Raw genomic sequence first — 17,998 nt, 5'->3', positions numbered from 1 at the left:
GGGGCCGGGGGGTGGGGCCGATGGGCGGTTCGACGGCGAGGCCGGTCGCGGCGGGGGGTGTGGCCTGGGGTTCGCCCGAGGCCCGGTGGATGCTCACCGCCACGGTGCTCGGCTCGGGGATGGCGTTCCTGGACTCGACGGTCGTGACGGTGGCGCTGCCCGCCATCGAGGGCGACCTGCGGACCGGGCTGTCCGGGCTCCAGTGGATCGTCAACGGGTACATGGTGACGCTGTCCGCGCTCATCCTGCTCAGCGGGTCGCTGTCGGACCGGTTCGGCCGGGTGCGGCTGTTCGTCTGGGGTGTGGCGGTGTTCGCGGTGGCGTCGGCCCTGTGCACGTTCGCCCCGACGCTGGAGTGGCTGGTGGCGGGCCGGATCGTGCAGGGGGTGGGCGGCGCGCTGCTGACCCCGGGCAGCCTGGCCATCCTCCAGGCGGGGTTCCGGGAGCAGGACCGGGCCCGGGCGATCGGCGCCTGGTCGGGGCTGACCGGGGTGGCCTCCGCGATCGGCCCCTTCGTCGGCGGGTGGCTGGTGCAGATCGGCGACTGGCGGCTCATCTTCCTCATCAACCTGCCGCTGGCGGCGGTCGTGCTGGCCATCGCGTGGTTCAAGGTGCCCGAGTCGCGCGACCCCGAGGCGGCGCGGCGGCTCGACTACCCGGGGGCGCTGCTGGGTGTGGTGGCGCTGGGCGGCACCACCTACGCGCTCATCCAGTGGGGCGCGGCGGGCGCCACCCCGGCGGTGTGGACGGGTGCGGCCGTCGGCGTGCTCGCCCTGGCGCTGTTCCTGGTGGTGGAGTCGCGGGTCGCCGACCCGATGCTGCCGCTGGGGATGTTCGCCTCCCGGGGGTTCAGCGCGACCAACGCGGCGACCGTGCTCGTCTACGGTGCGCTGGGGCCGCTGTTCTTCCTGCTGGTGATCTACCTCCAGGAGGTCGCCGGCTACCCGCCGATCGCGGCCGGGGCCGCCTCGCTGCCCATCACCGTGCTGATGCTGGCGCTGTCGGCCCGGTCCGGGAAGCTGGCCGCGCGGATCGGCCCGCGCCCCCAGCTGGTCGCCGGTCCGCTGCTGGTGGCGGCCGGCCTGTGGCTGCTGTCGCGGATCGGCACCGACGCCGCCTACCTCACCGAAGTGCTGCCCGGGGTGCTGCTGGTCGCGCTGGGGCTGTCCACCACGGTGGCGCCGCTGACCGCGACCGTGCTGGCGTCGGTGCCGGAACGGCACGCGGGCCTGGCGTCGGGGGTGAACAACACGTTCGCGCGCGGCGCCCAGCTGATCGGCGTGGCCGCGGTCCCGGCCCTGGCGGGGATCGCCGCGGGCGGGGAGGCCGGGGGCGCCGCCGACGCCGGGTCCCTGGCCTCCGGGTTCGGGACCGCGATGCTCATCCTGGCCGGGCTGTGCGCGGCGGCCGCGCTGTGCGCGCTGCTGCTGCCGCGGGGGCGGACGCCCGCCGCCTCCGGGGCCGCCGCGGGCGGCCCGCCGGCCGAGGAGGCCGCCGCGGTGCCCCCGGGCGCCGGGGAGCGGCCGCTGCGGTTCTGCGGGGTGGCGGGGCCGCCGTTGCGCTCCTGCCCGGGGTCCGCCGCGGGGCGGCCCCAGGACGGTCCGCCTCCCGGACGGAGCGGCTGACGGCCCCGCGGCCCCTCGCGTCGGCGCCGGGTCAGGCGTCCGGCGCCCCGGTGTCCCTGGGGTCCTCGGCGTCGGGGACGTAGGCGTCCGTGTCCTCGGTGCGGTCGCCGCGGCCGTCGGGCGAGTCCGCCGGGTGCCCCTCCGTCCGGCCGCCCCCGGCGTCGCGGACGGCCGCCCCCGGCGCGTCCTCGTCCACCGAGTCGTCGTCCTCGACCCGCAGGGCGTCCTCCTCCGCGGAGGGGGCCTCCACGTCCCAGCTCTGGCGGGGCAGGACGTCGCTCCGCTCGTCGGCCACCGCGCGGTCGATCCCGCGCTCGCCGCGGCTGTCGTCGTCCTCGAACTCGTAGCCCTCGATGTCGTAGTCGTTCTCGACCCGCCGTTCGCGCTCCTCGATCAGGCTGCGCTCCGGGTCGTCCCCCATGTCGGTGTCCACGTCGTACGGCTCGGTCATCGTCTCCCCCGTCCGTGGTCGGCCTCTCCGCGGATCGCGTCCGCACCGGCGTCCGGGCCGGTGCCGGCGCCGTGCGGCCGATCCGCCGTGGGGTCCCTCCTACCCCCGCGGCACCGGGATCATCACAGGCCGGGGCGAGGTTTTACGGGAGGCGGGGACGGCGCCGGTCAGCGGCGCGAGTTCTCGGCGCGGCGCAGCCGCAGCGGGCGCAGGGCCGCCTCCAGGGCGACGGCGCCGTCCAGCTTGCTCTCGCCCACGGCCCTCTCCTCGAAGTGGATGGGGATCTCGACGATCTTCTGCCCCCGGCGGAAGGCCCGGTAGTGCATCTCCACCTGGAAGGCGTAGCCGGTGCTCTCGATGCCCGGCAGGTCGAGCACCTCCAGGGCGGAGGCCCGCCACACCTTGAAGCCCGCGGTGACGTCGCGGACCGGGATGGCCAGCACCGTCTTGACGTAGGCGTTGGCCCACCCGCTGAGCAGGCGGCGGCGCAGACCCCACTGCTCGGACAGGCTGCCGCCGGGCACGTAGCGGCTGCCGATGACGACCCCGGCGTTGGTCGCCAGCAGGGTGCCCAGCAGCTGGGGGAGGTAGCCGACGGGGTGGCTGAGGTCGGCGTCCATCTGCGCGACGTACTCGGCGCCGTCCTCCAGGGCCCGGGTCATCCCGGCCACGTAGGCGCGGCCCAGCCCGTCCTTGGCCGTGCGGTGCACCACCGAGACCCGGCCGGGGAACTCCAGGGCGAGCTTGTCGGCGATCTCCCCGGTGCCGTCGGGCGAGTTGTCGTCCACGACCACGGCCCGGAGCCCGGGCAGGTCGAGGGACATGAGCTGCCGGACCAGCACCGGCAGGTTCTCCGCCTCCTCGTAGGTGGGCACGACCACCGTCAGCGCGGCCCGGGACCAGGGCTCGGGCAGGGCGACCGGCTCGGGGGTGACGCGCACCGGCGCGGACGGGGGGTGCTCCGGGGGCGTCGCTGAGGAGGGCATGCGCGGAAGGCTCCTGAGGGTCGGTCGGCGTCGGGTGCGTCCAGGATCACCCATCGGGCACGGAACGCACAATGGGCGTGAACGGTAGGGTACGCCCTTTGCGGGCGCAAGCGGGGCTCACTGCCCCCGTTCACGTGCCACGACGGCGACGTGGACCAGGGCCCCGGTCTCCTCCAGGGTCATCAGGACCTCGGGGTCGGAGCTACTGTCCGTGACCAGGTGGGCGATCTCCTCGGGCGGGACGGTGGCGACCATGGTGTCGGCCCCGATCTTGGTGTGGTCGGCCAGGACCACGGTCTCCTCGGCGCAGTCGGCCAGGGCCGTGTCCACGCCCGCGACGGCGGGGTTGGGGGTGCTCAGTCCGCGCTCGGCGCTCACCCCGTTGCCCGACAGGAAGGCGCGGGTGACGCGCAGCCCCTTGAGGCTCTGTTCGGCGGCGGCGCCGACCAGGGCCCGGGCGGGCCCGTAGAGGGTGCCGCCGGTGACCACGACCTCGACGCCGGTCGAGCCGGCCAGGGCCTCGGCGACCCGCAGCGAGTTGGTGACGACGGTGATGTCCGAGCGGGAGGCCAGCTCCCGGGCCAGGGCCTCGGTGGTGGTGCCGGGGCCGATGGTGACGGCGTCGCCCGGGCGGACCAGCCGGGCGGCGGAGGCGGCGATGGCGGCCTTCTCCGCGGCGGCCTGGCCGCTGCGGCCGGTGTAGCTCTGCTCGTGGCCGATGCGCCCGGGCAGGGCCACTCCCCCGCGGCGGCGGTCGACCAGCCCCTCGGTCTCCAGGGCGCGCACGTCGCGGCGGACGGTGACCTCGGAGGCGTGCACCTTGACGGCGATGTCGCGCAGGGACATCGTGCCGTTGGCGCGCACGAGTTCGAGAATGCGCTCCCGGCGTTCGGCGGCGAACGCCGGACGGTTCTCCTCGACCATGGACCTGACCTTCCGTGCTCCGGGCGGGGGCACGGGCGGTGCCCGTGCCCGGTCTAGAGTACGGACCTGCCGGCGACCGGGCGCTCCTCCTCGGCCTCCTCGGCGTCGAGGGGCGTGTCGATACGGTCGGGGTCCTCGGTCAGGAGGGTCGCGATGATGACCGCGGTGAGGGCCACCAGTCCGACGAGCGCTCCGGCTCCGAACAACATCACAACGGACATCTCCGGCCTCCCCAGGGGACGGGCTGACCTGTCCTTTACCCGATTCCCGGTTCGGACCCCCCTCACACCACCGAACACCGTGCGACCGGGTCCACAATGGGGGCATGACTCTCCCTCCTCTGGCGCCCGAGGTCTGGTGGGCGCACACGTCCTCGGCCGCGGACCGGCTCTCGGACCTGTTGGACGAGCGTGAACGGGCCCGGGGCGACCGGTTCCTGCACCGGGCCGACCGGGACCGGCACCTGCTGGCCCGGGCGATGTCCCGGCTGGCGCTGGCGGAGCGGGCGGGCTGCGACCCGCGGGAGGTCGCCTTCGAGCTGCGCTGCCGCTCCTGTGACGAGAAGGAGCGCGCCGGGGCGGAGCGGGACGCCGAGCCGCACGGCAAGCCGCACCCGACCGGCCCGGCCGGCGGGTGGGAGATCTCGGTGAGCCACTCGGGCGAGTGGGTGGTGCTGGTGGTCTCCGAGGGCGTCCCGGTGGGCGTGGACGTGGAGCGGGTGTCGGCCTCGCGCGACCTGGGCGGGCTGGCGGCCTACACGCTGTCCGACACCGAGCGCGAGGCGTGGGAGGGGCTGTCGGAGGCCGAGCGCACGGGGGCGTTCTTCGGCTACTGGGCGCGCAAGGAGGCGCTGCTCAAGGCCACCGGCCTGGGGCTGGCCGGGGGCCTGCGCCGGGTGACGGTGAGCCCTCCGCACACCGGCGCGCGGCTGCTGGAGTGGACGGGGGGCGGCGACCCGGAGGCGGCGTGGCTGACCGACCTGGACCGGGGAGAGGAGTACCGGGCGGCGCTGGCGGTGCTCACCGACCGCCCGGTGGAGCCGGTGCTGCACCCCCCGTCGGCCGTCCGGGACCTGCTGCGCCGTTGAACCGCCGCCGCGGGCGGCCGCGGCGGCGGTGGCGGCTCAGGCGCGGCGGGCGAGATGGCGGCTGATCACCAGGCGCTGGATCTGGTTGGTGCCCTCGACGATCTGGAGGACCTTGGCCTCGCGCATGTAGCGCTCGACCGGGAAGTCGCGGGTGTAGCCGTAGCCGCCGAAGACCTGGACGGCGTCGGTGGTGACCCTCATGGCGGTGTCGGTGGCCATGAGCTTGGCCATGGCGGCCTGCTCGGAGAAGGCCAGGCCGGCGTCGCGGCGGCGGGCGGCGGCCAGGTACAGCTCGCGGGAGGCGGCGACCTGGGTGGCCATGTCGGCGAGCATGAAGCCGACCCCCTGGAAGTCGCCGATGGCGGAGCCGAACTGGCGGCGCTCCCGGGAGTAGGCCAGGGCGGCGTCGAGGGCGGCCTGGGCGACGCCTACCGCGCAGGCGGCGATGCCCAGGCGGCCGGAGTCCAGGGCCGACAGGGCGATGCCGAACCCCTTGCCCTCCTCCCCGATGAGGGCGTCGGCACCGACGCGGACGCCGTCGAAGAGGACCCCGGAGGTGGTGGAGGAGCGCATGCCCATCTTGCGTTCGGGCGCGGCCGCCGACAGGCCCGGGACGCCGGCCGGGACGTGCAGGCAGCTGATGCCACGGGCCCCGGAGTCGGGGGCGCCGGTGCGGGCGAACAGGGTGTAGTGGTCGGCCTCGCCGCCGTGGGTGATCCACGCCTTGGCGCCGTTGACCAGGTAGCCGTCACCGTCGCGTTCGGCGCGGGTGGTCATGGCCGCGGCGTCGGAGCCGGAGGCGGTCTCCGACAGGCAGTAGGCGCCCAGCCGGTCGCCGCCGAGCATGGCGGGCAGGTGCTCGGCCTTCTGGGCGTCGGATCCGAAGGACGCCAGGGGGTAGCAGGACAGGGTGTGGACGCTGACGCCCAGGCCGACGGCGAGCCAGCCGCGGGCCAGCTCCTCCACGACCTGGAGGTAGACCTCGTAGGGCTGGCCCGAGCCGCCGTACTCCTCGTCGTAGGGCAGGCCGAGCAGTCCGGCCGCCCCCAGGGTGCGGAACAGGTCGCGGGGGAAGGCGCCCTCCTCCTCGTCCCGGGCGGCGCGCGGGGCGAGCTCCTTGTCCACGAGTTCCCGGGTCAGCTCCAGGAGCTGTTCCGCCTCGGGCGTGGGCAGCATGCGTTCGACCGCCATGAGTCCTCTCCACCGGTTCCTCGCCATTCCCCGGGATCTTCCGCGGGAATGTAGTAGGACGTCCAACTATATAGTGACGCACGGCACCATATCCCATGGCGACACCCACTCCGGGAGGCGCCCCTTGGACACCGGGGCCCCGGGGGCCGAGGGGGGCTGCACGAGGTGTTCCGCCGCGGCCGCCCGCGGAGGGCATCTGTACAGCGGCGCCCGGAACGCCTAGATTCCACGCCATGTCCCCTCGCAGACACCCACGGCGGAACGGCGGCCCCCGGCCCGTCGGCGCGCCCGTGTCCGCAGCCCGCGCCCGGCACGCACCGGAGCCCCGCCGGGACGCGTTGTACAGTCGACAGTGGCCGATGGGCGGCGCGGGCGGAACGGGAGACCGCGGCACGGCGCCCGGGAGGGGTCCGGCGGGCGCGTCCCCGCGCGCCCGCGGCGGACACGCCCCACACTCCCCCGACCGGCCCGGAGCAGCACCCCGACCACCGTCCGACGGCCGGCCCAGGAGGCCCTGATGGATCTCGAACTCCGCCATCTGCGCACCATCTGCCTCCTGGCCGACACCGGAAGCGTCACCAAGGCGGCCGCCGCGCTCTCCACCTCCCAGCCCGCGCTGACCACCCAGCTCCAGCGGATCGAGCGCGAGGTGGGCGGCGCGCTGTTCCACCGGGGCCGCTCGGGGGTGCGCCCGACGGAGCTGGGCGAGTTCGTGCTGGTGCGCGCCCGCGCGGTCCTGCTGTCCATGGACGATCTGCTGCACGACATCACCGCGCGGGGGGCCTCGCCCACCACGCTGCGCGTGGGCGGGGTGGGGCCGCTGGCGATCGACCTGGCGGCGCGGCTGCCGGAGATCTTCCCGAACGTGCCCGCCCACGTGCGCACCGAGTACTCCCCCAAGCTGGTCACCGACCTGGTCCGGGCCGGGCGCCTGGACCTGGGCACCACCATCGACTACGTGGACCGGGACCTGTCCACGGACGGCCCGCTGTCGTGGGCGATGCTCGCGGTGGAACCGCTGCACGTGGCCCTGTGGGCCGACCACCCGCTGGCGGACAAGCCGACGGTGGCCCTGAGCGACCTGGCGGACTGCCCCTGGGCGCTGACCCCGCCGGACGGCACCGGCTGGCCGGAGTGCTTCTACCTGGCCTGCCAGCGCGCCGGGTTCACCCCGCAGGTGCCCTACCGGCTCTACGAGCGCTCGGAGATCCGCGACCTGGTCGCCCGGCGCCGGGCGATCGCCCCCTGCCAGTCGGACTTCGACACCGGGGAGGACGTGGTGGTCCGCCGACTGGAGGGCGAGCCCATACAGCTGCGCCACCTGCTGGTCTGGCGGCGCGACGGCGCGGTCAGCGGCTCCTCCGACGACATCGCGCGGCTGGCCCGCGAGATCCTGGGCCGGGCGCGCCCGGCCCAGGACTGAGGGGGGTCAGGACGCCCGGGGGCGGACGCGCGGGCGCCGCAGCCAGGGGGCGACCGCCCACAAGCCCAGCCCCGCCCCCGCCGCGAGGACCAGGGCGGTGACGACCCACTCCCCCGACCCGTCCGGATGGACCACCCGGGTCCGGGCGCCGATGTCGACCGCGGCGACGACCGCCCCCTCGGCGCAGTCCCCGCCGCCTCCGGCGAGGGAGACCCCGGTGAGGCGCACGGAGCCGTCGGCGGCGGTGTAGTCGCCCAGGCAGGTGCACGACCGGTGCCCCAGATGGCTGACGCAGTCGACCCCGGTGACGGCGAACCCGCCGGGGACCCCGTCCGCGCGCGCCGCGCGCACCGCCTGGTCGATCCCGCCCGCGCCCACGGCGACCAGCGCCAGGGCGGCGAGGAGGATCACCAGCTCGAACGGGCCGACGCGGCGGCGGCTCATCCGTCGACCACTTCCTCGTAGCGGTCGGCGCACCCGCAGTTCATGGCCGCGCGTTCGGTGTCGCCGGGGCGGCGGTGGAGCAGGACGGCCACCACCATGGGCGCGAAGACCAGGGCGTTGTAGAGGAGGTGCAGCTCCACCCGGGGGATGAGCAGCTGGACCAGGCTGGTGGGCGCCGCCCCGCCGCCGATGTTGAGCCCGGACAGGGCCTGGAGGAGCAGCAGGAGGTGCTCGAAGTGGTGCCAGACCTGGATGCCCAGGGAGATCTTCCACCAGGTCCGGGCGCGCCCGGTGAAGCCGGGGAGCAGGAGGAGCAGCCCCACCAGCATGATGAGCGCGTAGCCGTAGTGCATCCACTCGGAGGTGACCAGCCAGGGGAAGGGGATCCCCAGGACGCCCAGTGCCTCGGGGACGGGCCAGTTGAAGATGTAGATCTGCGCGGCCTGGGCCAGGTGCTCCGCCCAGTGGGCCACGACGACGACCATGAACAGCGCCAGTCCGCCGCGGTGGCCGGAGGTGTTGAGGAGGTGCAGGGGGCGGGTGGTCCCGATCCTGGTCACGGGCGCTCTCCCTTCCGCTCGCCGGGGGTGGGGACGGGGTTCGCGCGCCGGGTCCGGAGCGGCTCCAGCAGGAGGAGCGCTCCGCGCAGCGCGCAGACGATCACGAGGGCGAAGAACAGGCCGAAGACGATGTGCCAGGTGACCAGCAGGCCGTAGACGGCGGCCACGGAGACCCCGAAGACCACCTGGTTCCGCGGACGCGAGGGGGTCGTCCCGGGGTCGGTGATCATGTAGTTGGTGAACAGGATGAACGCCAGGCCGGTCATCGGCAGCAGGGCCGCGACCAGGGCGTGGTCCAGCACCAGCCACCGGACCACCGCCTGGGCGGCGAACCCCCCGACCCAGCCGAGGATGAGCGGCCACCTCCCGGTCAGCCGGACGTTGAGCATGGTCCCGGCCATGAGCACGCCGAGCGGCAGCAGCCAGTCCAGCGTCCCGGAGGTGTTGTTGGTGAAGTGGTAGGGCGGGGCGATGCCCACCCAGGGGAAGAGCACCAGGGTGACGGCGATCCCGAAGTTCGACGGGTTGAGCACGTGCCGGAGGCGGCCGCCGACCGGGATCCTGATGAGGTGCTTGCCCGCGACGGCCACGGTGACGGCGAACATGTAGGGCCAGGGGGACTCGTTGCCCCACAGCAGCATCGCGCAGGCGAGCCCGGCGATGTGGGTCGGCAGCAGGTAGGTGACCAGGGCCCCGGCACCGCCGGCGTAGCCGGGGGCGCGCCCCTCGGCCCGCGCGCCCAGGGTCTCCATGAGCAGGTCCACCGCGTAGCCGGTCAGGAGGGCGACAACCGGGATCACCGGGGCCTGCTCGAAGCCGAGCAGCAGGTGCCCCAGGACGGTGAACACGGTGATGCTGGTCGCGAACATGCGCAGGGCCATGACCCTGGTGTCGGCCCGGGGCGGTGCGGGTTCGGGCGGTGTCCGGTCCGGGACCGGTGCGTCGGCGGGGGGCGCCTGGGGGCTGGTCGTCGTCATTTCACCGTTCCGTCGTCGTGGAGGTGGAGGGTGCGTGCACCCGGCGACAGGTCCAGATCGGCGGAGTGGACCGTCCCGTCGGTGGAGCGCCAGGTGACGGTGACCGGGAGGGTCCCGGTCTCGGGCAGGGCCAGGTGGAGTTCGCCGGCGGAGACACCGGTGTGGCCGTTCGCGGGGAAGAGCTGCCGGGTCTGGTGCGGGGAGCCGCCCTCCCGGACGGTCACCGAGGCCCCGACGGCCGGGCGCCATCCGTCCTCCCCCTCGGCCGCGACGGCCGGGACGAGGGGGCGCAGCACGGCGCCCGGGGGCGCGTCGGGCGCTTCGTTGACCAGCACGGTGGAGTCCTCCCACTGGTTGGCGACCACGGCGTCGAGCAGGCCGTCCCCGTCGATGTCGCCCAGGGCGATGGCGCGGGAGACCTCGGTGGTGTCCAGCCCCAGGGGCGCGGCCAGGTCGGTGTAGCGGCCGTCGGGGTCCCGGACCCAGAAGGGGTTGTGCTCGTGCCCGGAGAGGTCGTCCCCCTCGGTGAAGACCGGCCACGCCCAGGGGTGGCGCAACAGCTCGTCGTTGCCCATGGCCAGTTCCTGGAGCTGGGGCCAGCGGTCGGTGTCCCCCTTGAGGAAGCCGGTGGCCTGCATCAGCTCGTCGGTTCCGTCGTTGTCGAAGTCCCCGGCCTTGACGTCCCAGGACCAGCCGCCGCGGGACAGTCCCAGGGACTCGCTCTCCTGGCGGTAGGGGACGCGTCCCTCCAGCAGGTCCGCGCCCTCCCCGTCGGGGACGAACGCGAAGTTGCTCTCGTGCAGGGCGTAGGGGGTGGTGATGTTGCTGACCACGATGGTGGGCAGGTCGGCCCCGGCGTCGTAGGTGAAGGCGACGCCCATGCCCTTGTAGGAGTCGTTGCCCAGGACCCCGGACTTGGGGGTGACCATGTCCCGTTCGCCCCGGACGATCTCCAGCGAGACGGATCCGGGGGTGGAGCGGTTGACCAGGAGGTGGTCGTTGCCGAAGTCGTTGGCGATGTAGAGCTCGGGCAGGCCGTCGCCGGTGAGGTCCTGCGCACCGGTGGCCAGGGTCCATCCCGTGACCGCGGGTTCGGGCAGGGCCGTCCCGGCGTCGGTGACCAGAGGCGGCGTGTCCGGTGCGCCGGAGGGCTCGGTGAGCAGGAGCCGGTTGCGGCCGGCGTTGTTCGCCAGGCCCATCCCGTCCTGCATCTGCATGCGGGTCTCGTCGTCGGCCTCCGGGTCCAGCACCCGCGCGCCGTCGGGGAAGTAGTTGCCGATCAGGAGGTCCGGGTGCCCGGAGCCGTCGATGTCGGCCACGTTGACGGTGGTCGTGTTCCAGACCTGCATGGGCTCGACGAGCTCGTGGGCGGCGAACCCGGCGGCGGTGGGCGCCGTGCCGTCCCCGGGCCCCGAGGTGTTGAGGAACATCACCGGGGACCGGCCCCAGTAGTAGACGAGGAGGTCGGTGTCGCCGTCGGCGTCCAGGTCGGCCGGGACGCACCCCATGGGCGCCATGGTCCGGTCGTAGGGGAGCCCGTCCGGCACGAGTTCGACCGGCGCGTAGTCGGGGGTGCCCGACCCGGGGACGGACCGGAGGGTGACGCCGTCGTCACGCGGGTCGACCAGGCAGGCGTCGGCCGGCCGGCCGCTGCCGCGCAGGTCGGTCAGCGCGACCGCGGCGCCGACCGCCGAGATCCACCCGCCGAAGTGCTCCAGTGCGGGGGCCACCTCGCGGTACCCGGCCGCGTCGGGCGGCTCCCCGTTGAGGGCCAGACGGGTGAAGGAGAAGCCCGCGGCGAGTTCGGCGGCGTCGGCCCCGGTGGGGGTCGGGCGCTGGGTGAGGACGGCGAGGGTGCCGACGAGGACGATCGCGACGGCGATCCTCATCAGGCGGAACATCGGCCGCATCGGCGCTCCTTTCCAGAGCTGTGGTCCGTGCACCGCCTCATCGTGGGCCGGGCGTCCGATGCCGGGCCTCTTCCGGTTTGCTGTTCGGGCGGGGTCCGCACGAATGAAGAAGGGCAACCCGGGAGAAGGCCCCCGGACCTAGGCTGGCGGGGACGCCGGACACCGAGGGGAAGGACGCCCATGGCGGAGCCGACCGACCGTTCTCCGAACCCGTCGCCCGACTTCCTGCGGGTGCGGGGCGCTCGGGTGCACAACCTGCGCGACCTGGACGTGGACCTGCCCCACCGCGCGCTGGTGGTGGTGACGGGCGTGTCGGGCTCGGGGAAGAGCTCCCTGGTCCACGCGACGGTGCACGCCGAGGCCCAGCGCCGCCACCTTCAGCCGCTGTCGGCGTTCACCCGACAGCTGGTGGGGGGCTCCCTGCGCCCGGACGTGGACTCGGTCACCGGGGTGTGCGCGTCGGTGGCGGTCGGCCAGGCGCGCGCCGCGACCAATCCGCGCTCCACGGTGGGGACCGCCACGGACGTGCACGACTACCTCAGGTCGCTGTTCGCCGTGCTGGGGTCCTGCGACGGGTCGGCGGGGACCCCCGAGATGACCGCCCGCGCGTTCTCGTTCAACTCCCCGGCGCACGCCTGCCCCGCCTGCGAGGGCCTGGGCACGGCCCTGCGCGGCGACCCCGCGCTGGTCCTGGACTCGCCGTCCCGCTCCCTGCGGGAGGGGGTGCTGCGCCCCTGGCGCGACCGCAGGGCCGCGGTGGAGCACGAGCTGTCGCTGCGGTTCGCCGAGTCCCTGGGAGCGGACCCGGACCTGCCCTGGTCGTCGCTGGAGGCGGGGGTGCGGCACCGGCTGCTGTACGAGAGGGGCGCCGAACTGCGGGCGGAGCTGACCATCCGGGGCCGGACGACGGTGCGCGACACGCGGTTCGTGGGTGTGCTGCCCTGGCTGGAGGCCTGCCTGCGCGACGCGTCCGGTGAGGCCGCCCGGGCGCGGGCGACCGCGTTCATGGGCGTGTCGACCTGTCCGGACTGCCGCGGCGGACGCCTCTCCCCCGCCCAGCTGTCGGTGCGGGTGGCCGGGCAGGGCATCGCCGACGTGTGCCGCATGGAGATCACCGAAGCGCTCGCCTGGGCCGACGACCTGGCGGCCGCGGCGGCCGGCGACCCGCGCGCGGCGCTGGGCGCCGCCGAGGTCCGCGACCGGCTGGACGACCTCGTGCGCGTGGGGGTGGGGTATCTGACGCTGGACCGGCCGGTGCCGACGCTCTCCGGCGGGGAGGCCCAGCGGGTCCGCCTGGCCACCCACCTGGGGATGGGCGTGTTCGGCCTCATGTACGTGTTCGACGAGCCCTCCACCGGCCTGCACCCGCGCGACACCGGGAGGCTGCTGGACGCCCTGCGCTCCCTGCGGGACCAGGGCAACAGCGTGCTGGTGGTGGAGCACGACCTGGACGTGATCGCCGCGGCCGACTGGGTGGTCGAGGTGGGGCCCGGACCCGGGGTCCACGGCGGCAGGCTGGTCCACGCGGGCCCGGTCGCGGGTCTGGCCGCGGCCGAGGGGTCGGTCACGGCACCGTACCTGTCCGCGCCGGGCGGGGCGGGCACCGCCCTGCGCGGCGAGGAGGACGGGGCGTGGAGGTTCGCGGAGTTCACCGGGGCCGAGGGCAACAACCTCCGCTCGGTGTCGGTCCGCTTCCCCCTGGGGGCGATGACCTGTGTGACCGGGGTGTCGGGGTCGGGGAAGAGCTCCCTGGTGGCGCATGTGCTGGAGCCGGCGCTGGCGGCCGCGGCCGGTCGGGACGACCGCCCCGCCCCCAGGTGCGCGTCGGTGTCCGGCCTGGCCGGGGTGACCGGGCTGGTGGCCGTGGGCCAGGCGCCCATCGGCCGGACCCCGCGGTCCAACGCGGCCACCTACATGGGGGTGTTCGACCGCCTCCGGAAGATGTTCGCTGCGACGCCGGAGGCCGCGGAGGCGGGGCTCGGCGCGGGCGACTTCTCGTTCAACAACGCGGGCGGTCGCTGCGCGGCGTGCGAGGGCGCGGGCGTGGTCCAGGTGGAGATGTTCTTCCTGCCCGACGTGGAGCTGCCCTGCGAGACCTGCGGCGGGGCGCGCTTCTCGGAGGCGCCCCTGCGGCCGCGCGTGCGCGGGCTGAACATCGCCGAGGTCCTGGGGCTGACCGCCGAGCGTGCGGCCGAGGTGTTCTCCGACGTCAAGGGCGTGGGCGCCCCGCTGCGCGCGCTGGTCGACGTGGGCCTGGGCTACCTCCTGCTGGGGCAGTCGGCCACCACCCTGTCCGGCGGGGAGGCGCAGCGGCTGAAGCTGGCCCGGGAGCTGGCCGGGGACGCGGTGCCGGGAACGGCCTACCTGCTGGACGAGCCCACCCACGGTCTGCACGCGGCCGACGTCGCGCGGTTGAACTCCGTGCTGCGCAGGCTCGTGGACCGCGGGGGGACCGTGGTGGCGGTCACCCACCACCCGGCGGTCATGGCCGCCGCCGACTGGATCGTGGAGCTGGGCGAGGAGGGCGGGGCCGGCGGAGGGAAGGTCGTCGCCCAGGGCGTGCCCGCCCGGGTCGCCGGCCAGGACACGCACACCGGGCGCGTCCTGGCCCGGTGGGTGTAGCGCGCCCCCGGCGCGCGCGGTCGCCCCGCCGGTCCGGCGGGGCGACCGCGGGTCACACCGGCGACCTGCGCATGGAGCGGGCTCCGACGAAGAGCCCGAGCGCCGCCACCAGCAGCGCCGCCACGGCCCCCAGGCCGGCCTGCGCGGTCAGGACCTCCCCGGCGAACAGGGCCCGCTCGGCCTCGACGACGTAGGTCAGCGGGTTGAACGCGGCGACCGCGGCCAGCCAGTCGGGCCCCGAGTCGACCGGCAGCAGGATGCCCGAGAGGATGAGGACGGGGAACAGCAGTGTCTGCTGGATCCCCCAGAAGGCCCATTCCTGGTGGCGCACCGCGATGGCCAGCGCGTACGAGAGGGCGCCCAGCCCGATCCCGAGCACGCCGAGCAGCAGGACGCCGAGCACGGCGCCGAGGGGGTCGGGGGAGAACCCGAACGGCATCGCGACGAGGACGATCACGAGCGCCTGGACCACCAGGGGCGCGAACTCCTTCAAGGCCCGGCCGATGATCATGGAACCGCGGGTCAGCGGTGTGACCAGGAGGCGTTCGTGGGCTCCGGTCTGCACCTCGGTGAGCAGGTTGGAGCCCATGGTCGACGTGCCGACGAGGCTGATCATCACCATGATCCCGGGCACGAACCACTGGAGCGCGCCGCCCGGGCCGAAGACGGCGTCGTCGACGGAGCCCAGGAGCAGTGGTCCGAACAGGCCCAGGAACACCAGCGGCTGGATGAGGCTGACCACGAGGAAGAGCGGGCCCCGCAGGATGGGGCGCAGTTCGCGGACGGTGACGGTCGCGATGTCGGAGAGCGGCTTCATGGGTCGGGGGTCCTTCACCGGGGGGTTCACGCGGCCTCCTCCTGTTCGCGGTGGTACTGGTCCCCTTCCCGCAGGGAGCGGCCCGTGAGTTCGAGGAACACGTCGTTGAGGGTGGGCTCGGCCAGGACCAGGCGGCGCACGCCGGTCCCCTCCGCCTCCAGGCAGGCCAGCAGCCGGGGCACGGCGGTGTCCCCGCCGTCGATGCGCAGGCTCACGGTGCAGCCGTCGACGCCGACGCCGCGGGCGCCCGCGGTGTCCGCGGCGGTCTTGGCCGCCCGGGCCGCCTCGTCGGCCCCGTCGAAGTCCATGGACACGCGGTGCCCGACGTGCTCGCGCTTGAGGCGGGCGGAGGTGTCGTCGGCGATGACGCGCCCGTGGTCGATGACCAGGACGCGTTCGGCGTGCTCGTCCGCCTCCTCCAGGTAGTGGGTGGTGAGCAGGATGGTCGTGTTGAACGCCCTGCGCAGGCCGTCGACGTGCTCCCACAGGCGGGCGCGGTGGTGGGGGTCCAGTCCCGTCGTGGGCTCGTCGAGGAAGAGCAGGGGCGGTCGGGGCACCAGGCCCAGGGCGATGTCGACCCGGCGGCGCTGCCCGCCGGACAGGGCGCGCACGGGCCGGGTGAGGAGGTCCCCGAGGTCGAGGAGGCCGACCAGTTCGGCGACGGTGGCACGGATGTCGGCCCGGGCCATCCCGTAGGCCCGGCCCTGGGCGTACAGTTCGTCGTCCACCCGCTGCTCGTGGGCGGCGCCGTTGCCCTGGCCGACGAAGCCGATCCTGCGGCGGACCCCCGTGGGGTCGGCGACCACGTCGATGCCGGCCACGGACGCACGGCCCGAGGTGGGCGGCACCAGGCCGGTGAGGACGCGCAGGGCGGTGGACTTGCCCGCGCCGTTGGGTCCGAGGAGGGCCACCAGCTCCCCCTCCCCCACGGAGAAGGAGACGTCCTTCAGGGCATCGACGAACTCGTTGCGACGCACCCGGAAGCGGCATCCCAGCTCTTCAACGCTGATCATTGTTCTCCCATTGCTCGGGGCGCGGCGTGCCGCGCCGCGGGGCGGTCAGGCGCGCTTGATGCGGTTGGCCGACCACTCGTCGTTGAGGGAGACCCCGTAGACGGCCTTCCAGCCGACCTCGACCGCCTCGTCCATGACGACGGTCCGGTTGAGTTCGCGCTTGGTTCCGCCCTTGGGGTAGGAGAGCCAGACCACCGTCGTGTCGGGGACGCCGGCCAACCGCTCGGTGAGGTTCTTGCGGAGCTCCTCCAGCGTGGTCGAGAAGAGGTGCAGCAGGTCGGGCGCCGCCCCCGGCTCGTCGGTGACGGTCGCGGCGGCCGGCAGGTCGCCGAGGATGTCGCCGTAGTCGTCCGGGGCGCCGTGCGCGACGACGACGAATCCGGGTTTGACGCCGAGTTTCGCGGCACCGCTTTTCTCCGGCATGAATTCCTCCACTGGACGCATTGCTGTTATATGCGCATACGGATGCGCAAGAAGTGGTTTCCCAAGAAGGGTACCCCGCACCCGATCGGTTACGCAGCGCACGTTTTCTCATGGATTGCTCTCTTCTTCGAAAGCCGTTGACCAGGGTGATCGCTTTTCACGGCGCCGGAGCCGGGGTCCCCGCAACTTGAGAGAAGGAGCGCGCGGCGGGCCGGGCTTAATGTCGAAGTGAATCCCGGCTTGCCCCCGACGAGGCAGGGAAAGGAGCACCATGAGCGAGACGACCAGACCGGAAGTCGTGGACGGTATCCGACGCTGGGTGAGGGAGGTCTTCAACGAGCACCGTGTCGACCGGGTGGAGACCTTGAAGGTCGCCGATTACGTCGACTGGAACCCCTACCCCGGTCAGGACGTCGCCCTGAACGGGTTCAAGAGCGTTCTGGAGGAGTTCCTGGAGTCGTTCCCGGATTTCCGGTACGACGTCGACGAGGAACTGTTCGAGGGCGACAGTGTGGTGTGCGTCGGCAAGTGGTACGGCACCATGCAGAACGACTTCATGGGGCTGCCCGCCTCGGGCGAGCCCGTTACGGCGCGGCGCACCGACGCGGTGCGCTTCCACGGCGACAAGATGACCGAGCGCTGGGGCGTGGGCAACGAGCTGCGCATGCTGCGCTTCCTGGGCGTCGCGGACACCGGCCCCGAGGCCGGGTCGGCCGCGACCTTCGAGGACGCGGCGCGCGCCTACCTGGACGCCGTGCTGGGCCGGTTCGACCTGGCGGCGGTGGACGCGCTGGTGGACATCGACGCGGTGTCCGACGCCGCGGGCTCCCTGGTCCACCTGTGCGTGGTCGGCGCGCTGGACGACTACGCGGTCGAGGTGGCGGACCTGGAGGTGGACGGCGGCACCGCGACGGCCCGGGCGACCGTGCGCGGGACGTTCGCGCGGTCCCTGTGGCGGACCGCCCCCACCGGGGCCCGGGTGGAGTTCCCACTGACCGTCACGCTGCGCGGCTCGGGAGCGGTCATCACCTCCGTGGCCCTGGCCTACGACCTGGACGCCATGGCCTCCGCGCTGGGCGCCCCCCGGGACGCGTCCGCGGGCGAGCCCACCACCCCCACCGGAACGGCCGGGGACGGCAAGTTCGTCCTCCGGGCCTTCGTCAACGAGGTCCTCAACGGCCGCGACGTGTCCGCGGTGGCCCGCCTGGTCGCCCCCGGCGCCACCGACCTGCACCAGGAGACCGTCACCACCGCGGCGTTCCTGCACGCCTTCCCCGACTACCGTTTCAGCGTGGAGCGGGTCGTCATCGACGGCTCCCGGGCCTCGCTGCTGGCCGCGTTCGCCGGCACGCACCGGCGCCCCCTGATGGGCCACGCGGCGACCGGCACCGCCGCCATCACCAGGTCCATCGACGTCTTCACGGTGACCGACGGGCGGCTGTCGGACATCATCTACGGGTTCGACATGTACTCCCTGCTGACGCGCCTGGAGATCTTCCCCGAGAAGGGCCGCTACCCGGGCGTCTCGGCCGGGTGACCCGGCCG

Annotated in this window: 17 protein-coding genes; 5 read left to right on the top strand and 12 right to left on the bottom strand. The window is 74.2% G+C overall.

Annotated elements, in window-relative coordinates:
* The first annotated feature begins 20 nt into the window (after positions 1-20).
* Positions 21-1,625: a DHA2 family efflux MFS transporter permease subunit gene (locus K1J57_RS21105; RefSeq protein WP_220560315.1), complete on the top strand. Its 1,605-nt coding sequence runs from the start codon at positions 21-23 to the stop codon at positions 1,623-1,625.
* 31 nt (positions 1,626-1,656) lie between these two features.
* Here the strand turns inward: K1J57_RS21105 and K1J57_RS21100 are convergent, their stop codons facing one another.
* The 4 genes from K1J57_RS21100 to K1J57_RS21085 form a co-directional block, all read right to left on the bottom strand.
* A complete protein-coding gene (locus K1J57_RS21100) occupies positions 1,657-2,076 on the bottom strand; it encodes a hypothetical protein (RefSeq protein ID WP_220560314.1) in 420 nt (139 codons plus the stop codon).
* Between the two features lie 167 nt (positions 2,077-2,243).
* Positions 2,244-3,062, bottom strand: coding sequence for a polyprenol monophosphomannose synthase (locus tag K1J57_RS21095; RefSeq protein WP_220560312.1), 819 nt, complete (start codon positions 3,060-3,062; stop codon positions 2,244-2,246).
* Positions 3,063-3,179: 117 nt separating this feature from the next.
* On the bottom strand, positions 3,180-3,986 hold the full coding sequence (locus K1J57_RS21090; protein WP_220560311.1) for a DeoR/GlpR family DNA-binding transcription regulator: 807 nt from the start codon (positions 3,984-3,986) through the stop codon (positions 3,180-3,182).
* 53 nt (positions 3,987-4,039) lie between these two features.
* Positions 4,040-4,207: a hypothetical protein gene (locus K1J57_RS21085; protein ID WP_220565935.1), complete on the bottom strand. Its 168-nt coding sequence runs from the start codon at positions 4,205-4,207 to the stop codon at positions 4,040-4,042.
* Between the two features lie 104 nt (positions 4,208-4,311).
* Between K1J57_RS21085 and K1J57_RS21080 the strand changes: the two genes are divergently transcribed.
* On the top strand, positions 4,312-5,073 hold the full coding sequence (locus K1J57_RS21080) for a 4'-phosphopantetheinyl transferase superfamily protein (RefSeq protein WP_220560310.1): 762 nt from the start codon (positions 4,312-4,314) through the stop codon (positions 5,071-5,073).
* A gap of 36 nt (positions 5,074-5,109) precedes the next feature.
* Here K1J57_RS21080 and K1J57_RS21075 read toward each other — a convergent pair whose 3' ends face one another.
* Positions 5,110-6,264 (bottom strand): acyl-CoA dehydrogenase family protein, encoded by a 1,155-nt coding sequence (locus K1J57_RS21075; RefSeq protein WP_220560309.1) that lies wholly within the window; start codon positions 6,262-6,264, stop codon positions 5,110-5,112.
* A 517-nt stretch (positions 6,265-6,781) separates the two neighbouring features.
* Between K1J57_RS21075 and K1J57_RS21070 the strand changes: the two genes are divergently transcribed.
* Positions 6,782-7,687, top strand: coding sequence for a LysR family transcriptional regulator (locus K1J57_RS21070; protein WP_220560308.1), 906 nt, complete (start codon positions 6,782-6,784; stop codon positions 7,685-7,687).
* Positions 7,688-7,693: 6 nt separating this feature from the next.
* On the opposite strand, the gene K1J57_RS21065 is transcribed toward K1J57_RS21070, so the two are convergent.
* From K1J57_RS21065 to K1J57_RS21050, 4 genes are read right to left on the bottom strand one after another with little or no spacing between them, the layout of a single operon-like run.
* Positions 7,694-8,131 (bottom strand): hypothetical protein, encoded by a 438-nt coding sequence (locus tag K1J57_RS21065; RefSeq protein ID WP_220560307.1) that lies wholly within the window; start codon positions 8,129-8,131, stop codon positions 7,694-7,696.
* On the bottom strand, positions 8,128-8,691 hold the full coding sequence (locus K1J57_RS21060) for a hypothetical protein (RefSeq protein WP_220560306.1): 564 nt from the start codon (positions 8,689-8,691) through the stop codon (positions 8,128-8,130). Before K1J57_RS21060 ends, K1J57_RS21065 begins: the two co-directional genes overlap by 4 nt.
* Positions 8,688-9,668 (bottom strand): enediyne biosynthesis protein UnbU, encoded by a 981-nt coding sequence (locus tag K1J57_RS21055; RefSeq protein ID WP_255646462.1) that lies wholly within the window; start codon positions 9,666-9,668, stop codon positions 8,688-8,690. Before K1J57_RS21055 ends, K1J57_RS21060 begins: the two co-directional genes overlap by 4 nt.
* Complete coding sequence (locus K1J57_RS21050; RefSeq protein ID WP_220560305.1) at positions 9,665-11,578, bottom strand: VCBS repeat-containing protein; 1,914 nt, start codon at positions 11,576-11,578, stop codon at positions 9,665-9,667. The genes K1J57_RS21055 and K1J57_RS21050 overlap by 4 nt, the downstream gene beginning before the upstream one ends.
* A 180-nt stretch (positions 11,579-11,758) precedes the next feature.
* Here K1J57_RS21050 and K1J57_RS34020 point away from each other — a divergent pair, with 180 nt between their 5' ends.
* Complete coding sequence (locus tag K1J57_RS34020; protein ID WP_220560304.1) at positions 11,759-14,200, top strand: excinuclease ABC subunit UvrA; 2,442 nt, start codon at positions 11,759-11,761, stop codon at positions 14,198-14,200.
* Between the two features lie 52 nt (positions 14,201-14,252).
* On the opposite strand, the gene K1J57_RS21040 is transcribed toward K1J57_RS34020, so the two are convergent.
* The 3 genes from K1J57_RS21040 to K1J57_RS21030 are packed head-to-tail and all read right to left on the bottom strand — an operon-like array spanning position 14,253 to position 16,453.
* The gene (locus tag K1J57_RS21040; RefSeq protein WP_255646461.1) at positions 14,253-15,047 is read right to left on the bottom strand and encodes an ABC transporter permease; all 795 of its coding nucleotides are present in this window, start codon (positions 15,045-15,047) and stop codon (positions 14,253-14,255) included.
* On the bottom strand, positions 15,044-16,030 hold the full coding sequence (locus tag K1J57_RS21035; protein ID WP_220560303.1) for an ABC transporter ATP-binding protein: 987 nt from the start codon (positions 16,028-16,030) through the stop codon (positions 15,044-15,046). The genes K1J57_RS21040 and K1J57_RS21035 overlap by 4 nt, the downstream gene beginning before the upstream one ends.
* A gap of 45 nt (positions 16,031-16,075) precedes the next feature.
* The gene (locus tag K1J57_RS21030) at positions 16,076-16,453 is read right to left on the bottom strand and encodes a DUF3052 family protein (protein ID WP_220560302.1); all 378 of its coding nucleotides are present in this window, start codon (positions 16,451-16,453) and stop codon (positions 16,076-16,078) included.
* 271 nt (positions 16,454-16,724) lie between these two features.
* On the opposite strand from K1J57_RS21030, the gene K1J57_RS21025 reads away from it, so the two are divergent.
* Positions 16,725-17,990 (top strand): ester cyclase, encoded by a 1,266-nt coding sequence (locus tag K1J57_RS21025; RefSeq protein WP_220560301.1) that lies wholly within the window; start codon positions 16,725-16,727, stop codon positions 17,988-17,990.
* Positions 17,991-17,998 lie beyond the last annotated feature (8 nt).

This window comes from Nocardiopsis sp. MT53 (assembly GCF_019598965.1).
GTDB lineage: Bacteria > Actinomycetota > Actinomycetes > Streptosporangiales > Streptosporangiaceae > Nocardiopsis > Nocardiopsis changdeensis.
The sequence above is the reverse complement of the archived record's forward strand: the minus strand, read 5'-3'. Positions and strand labels throughout refer to the sequence as shown.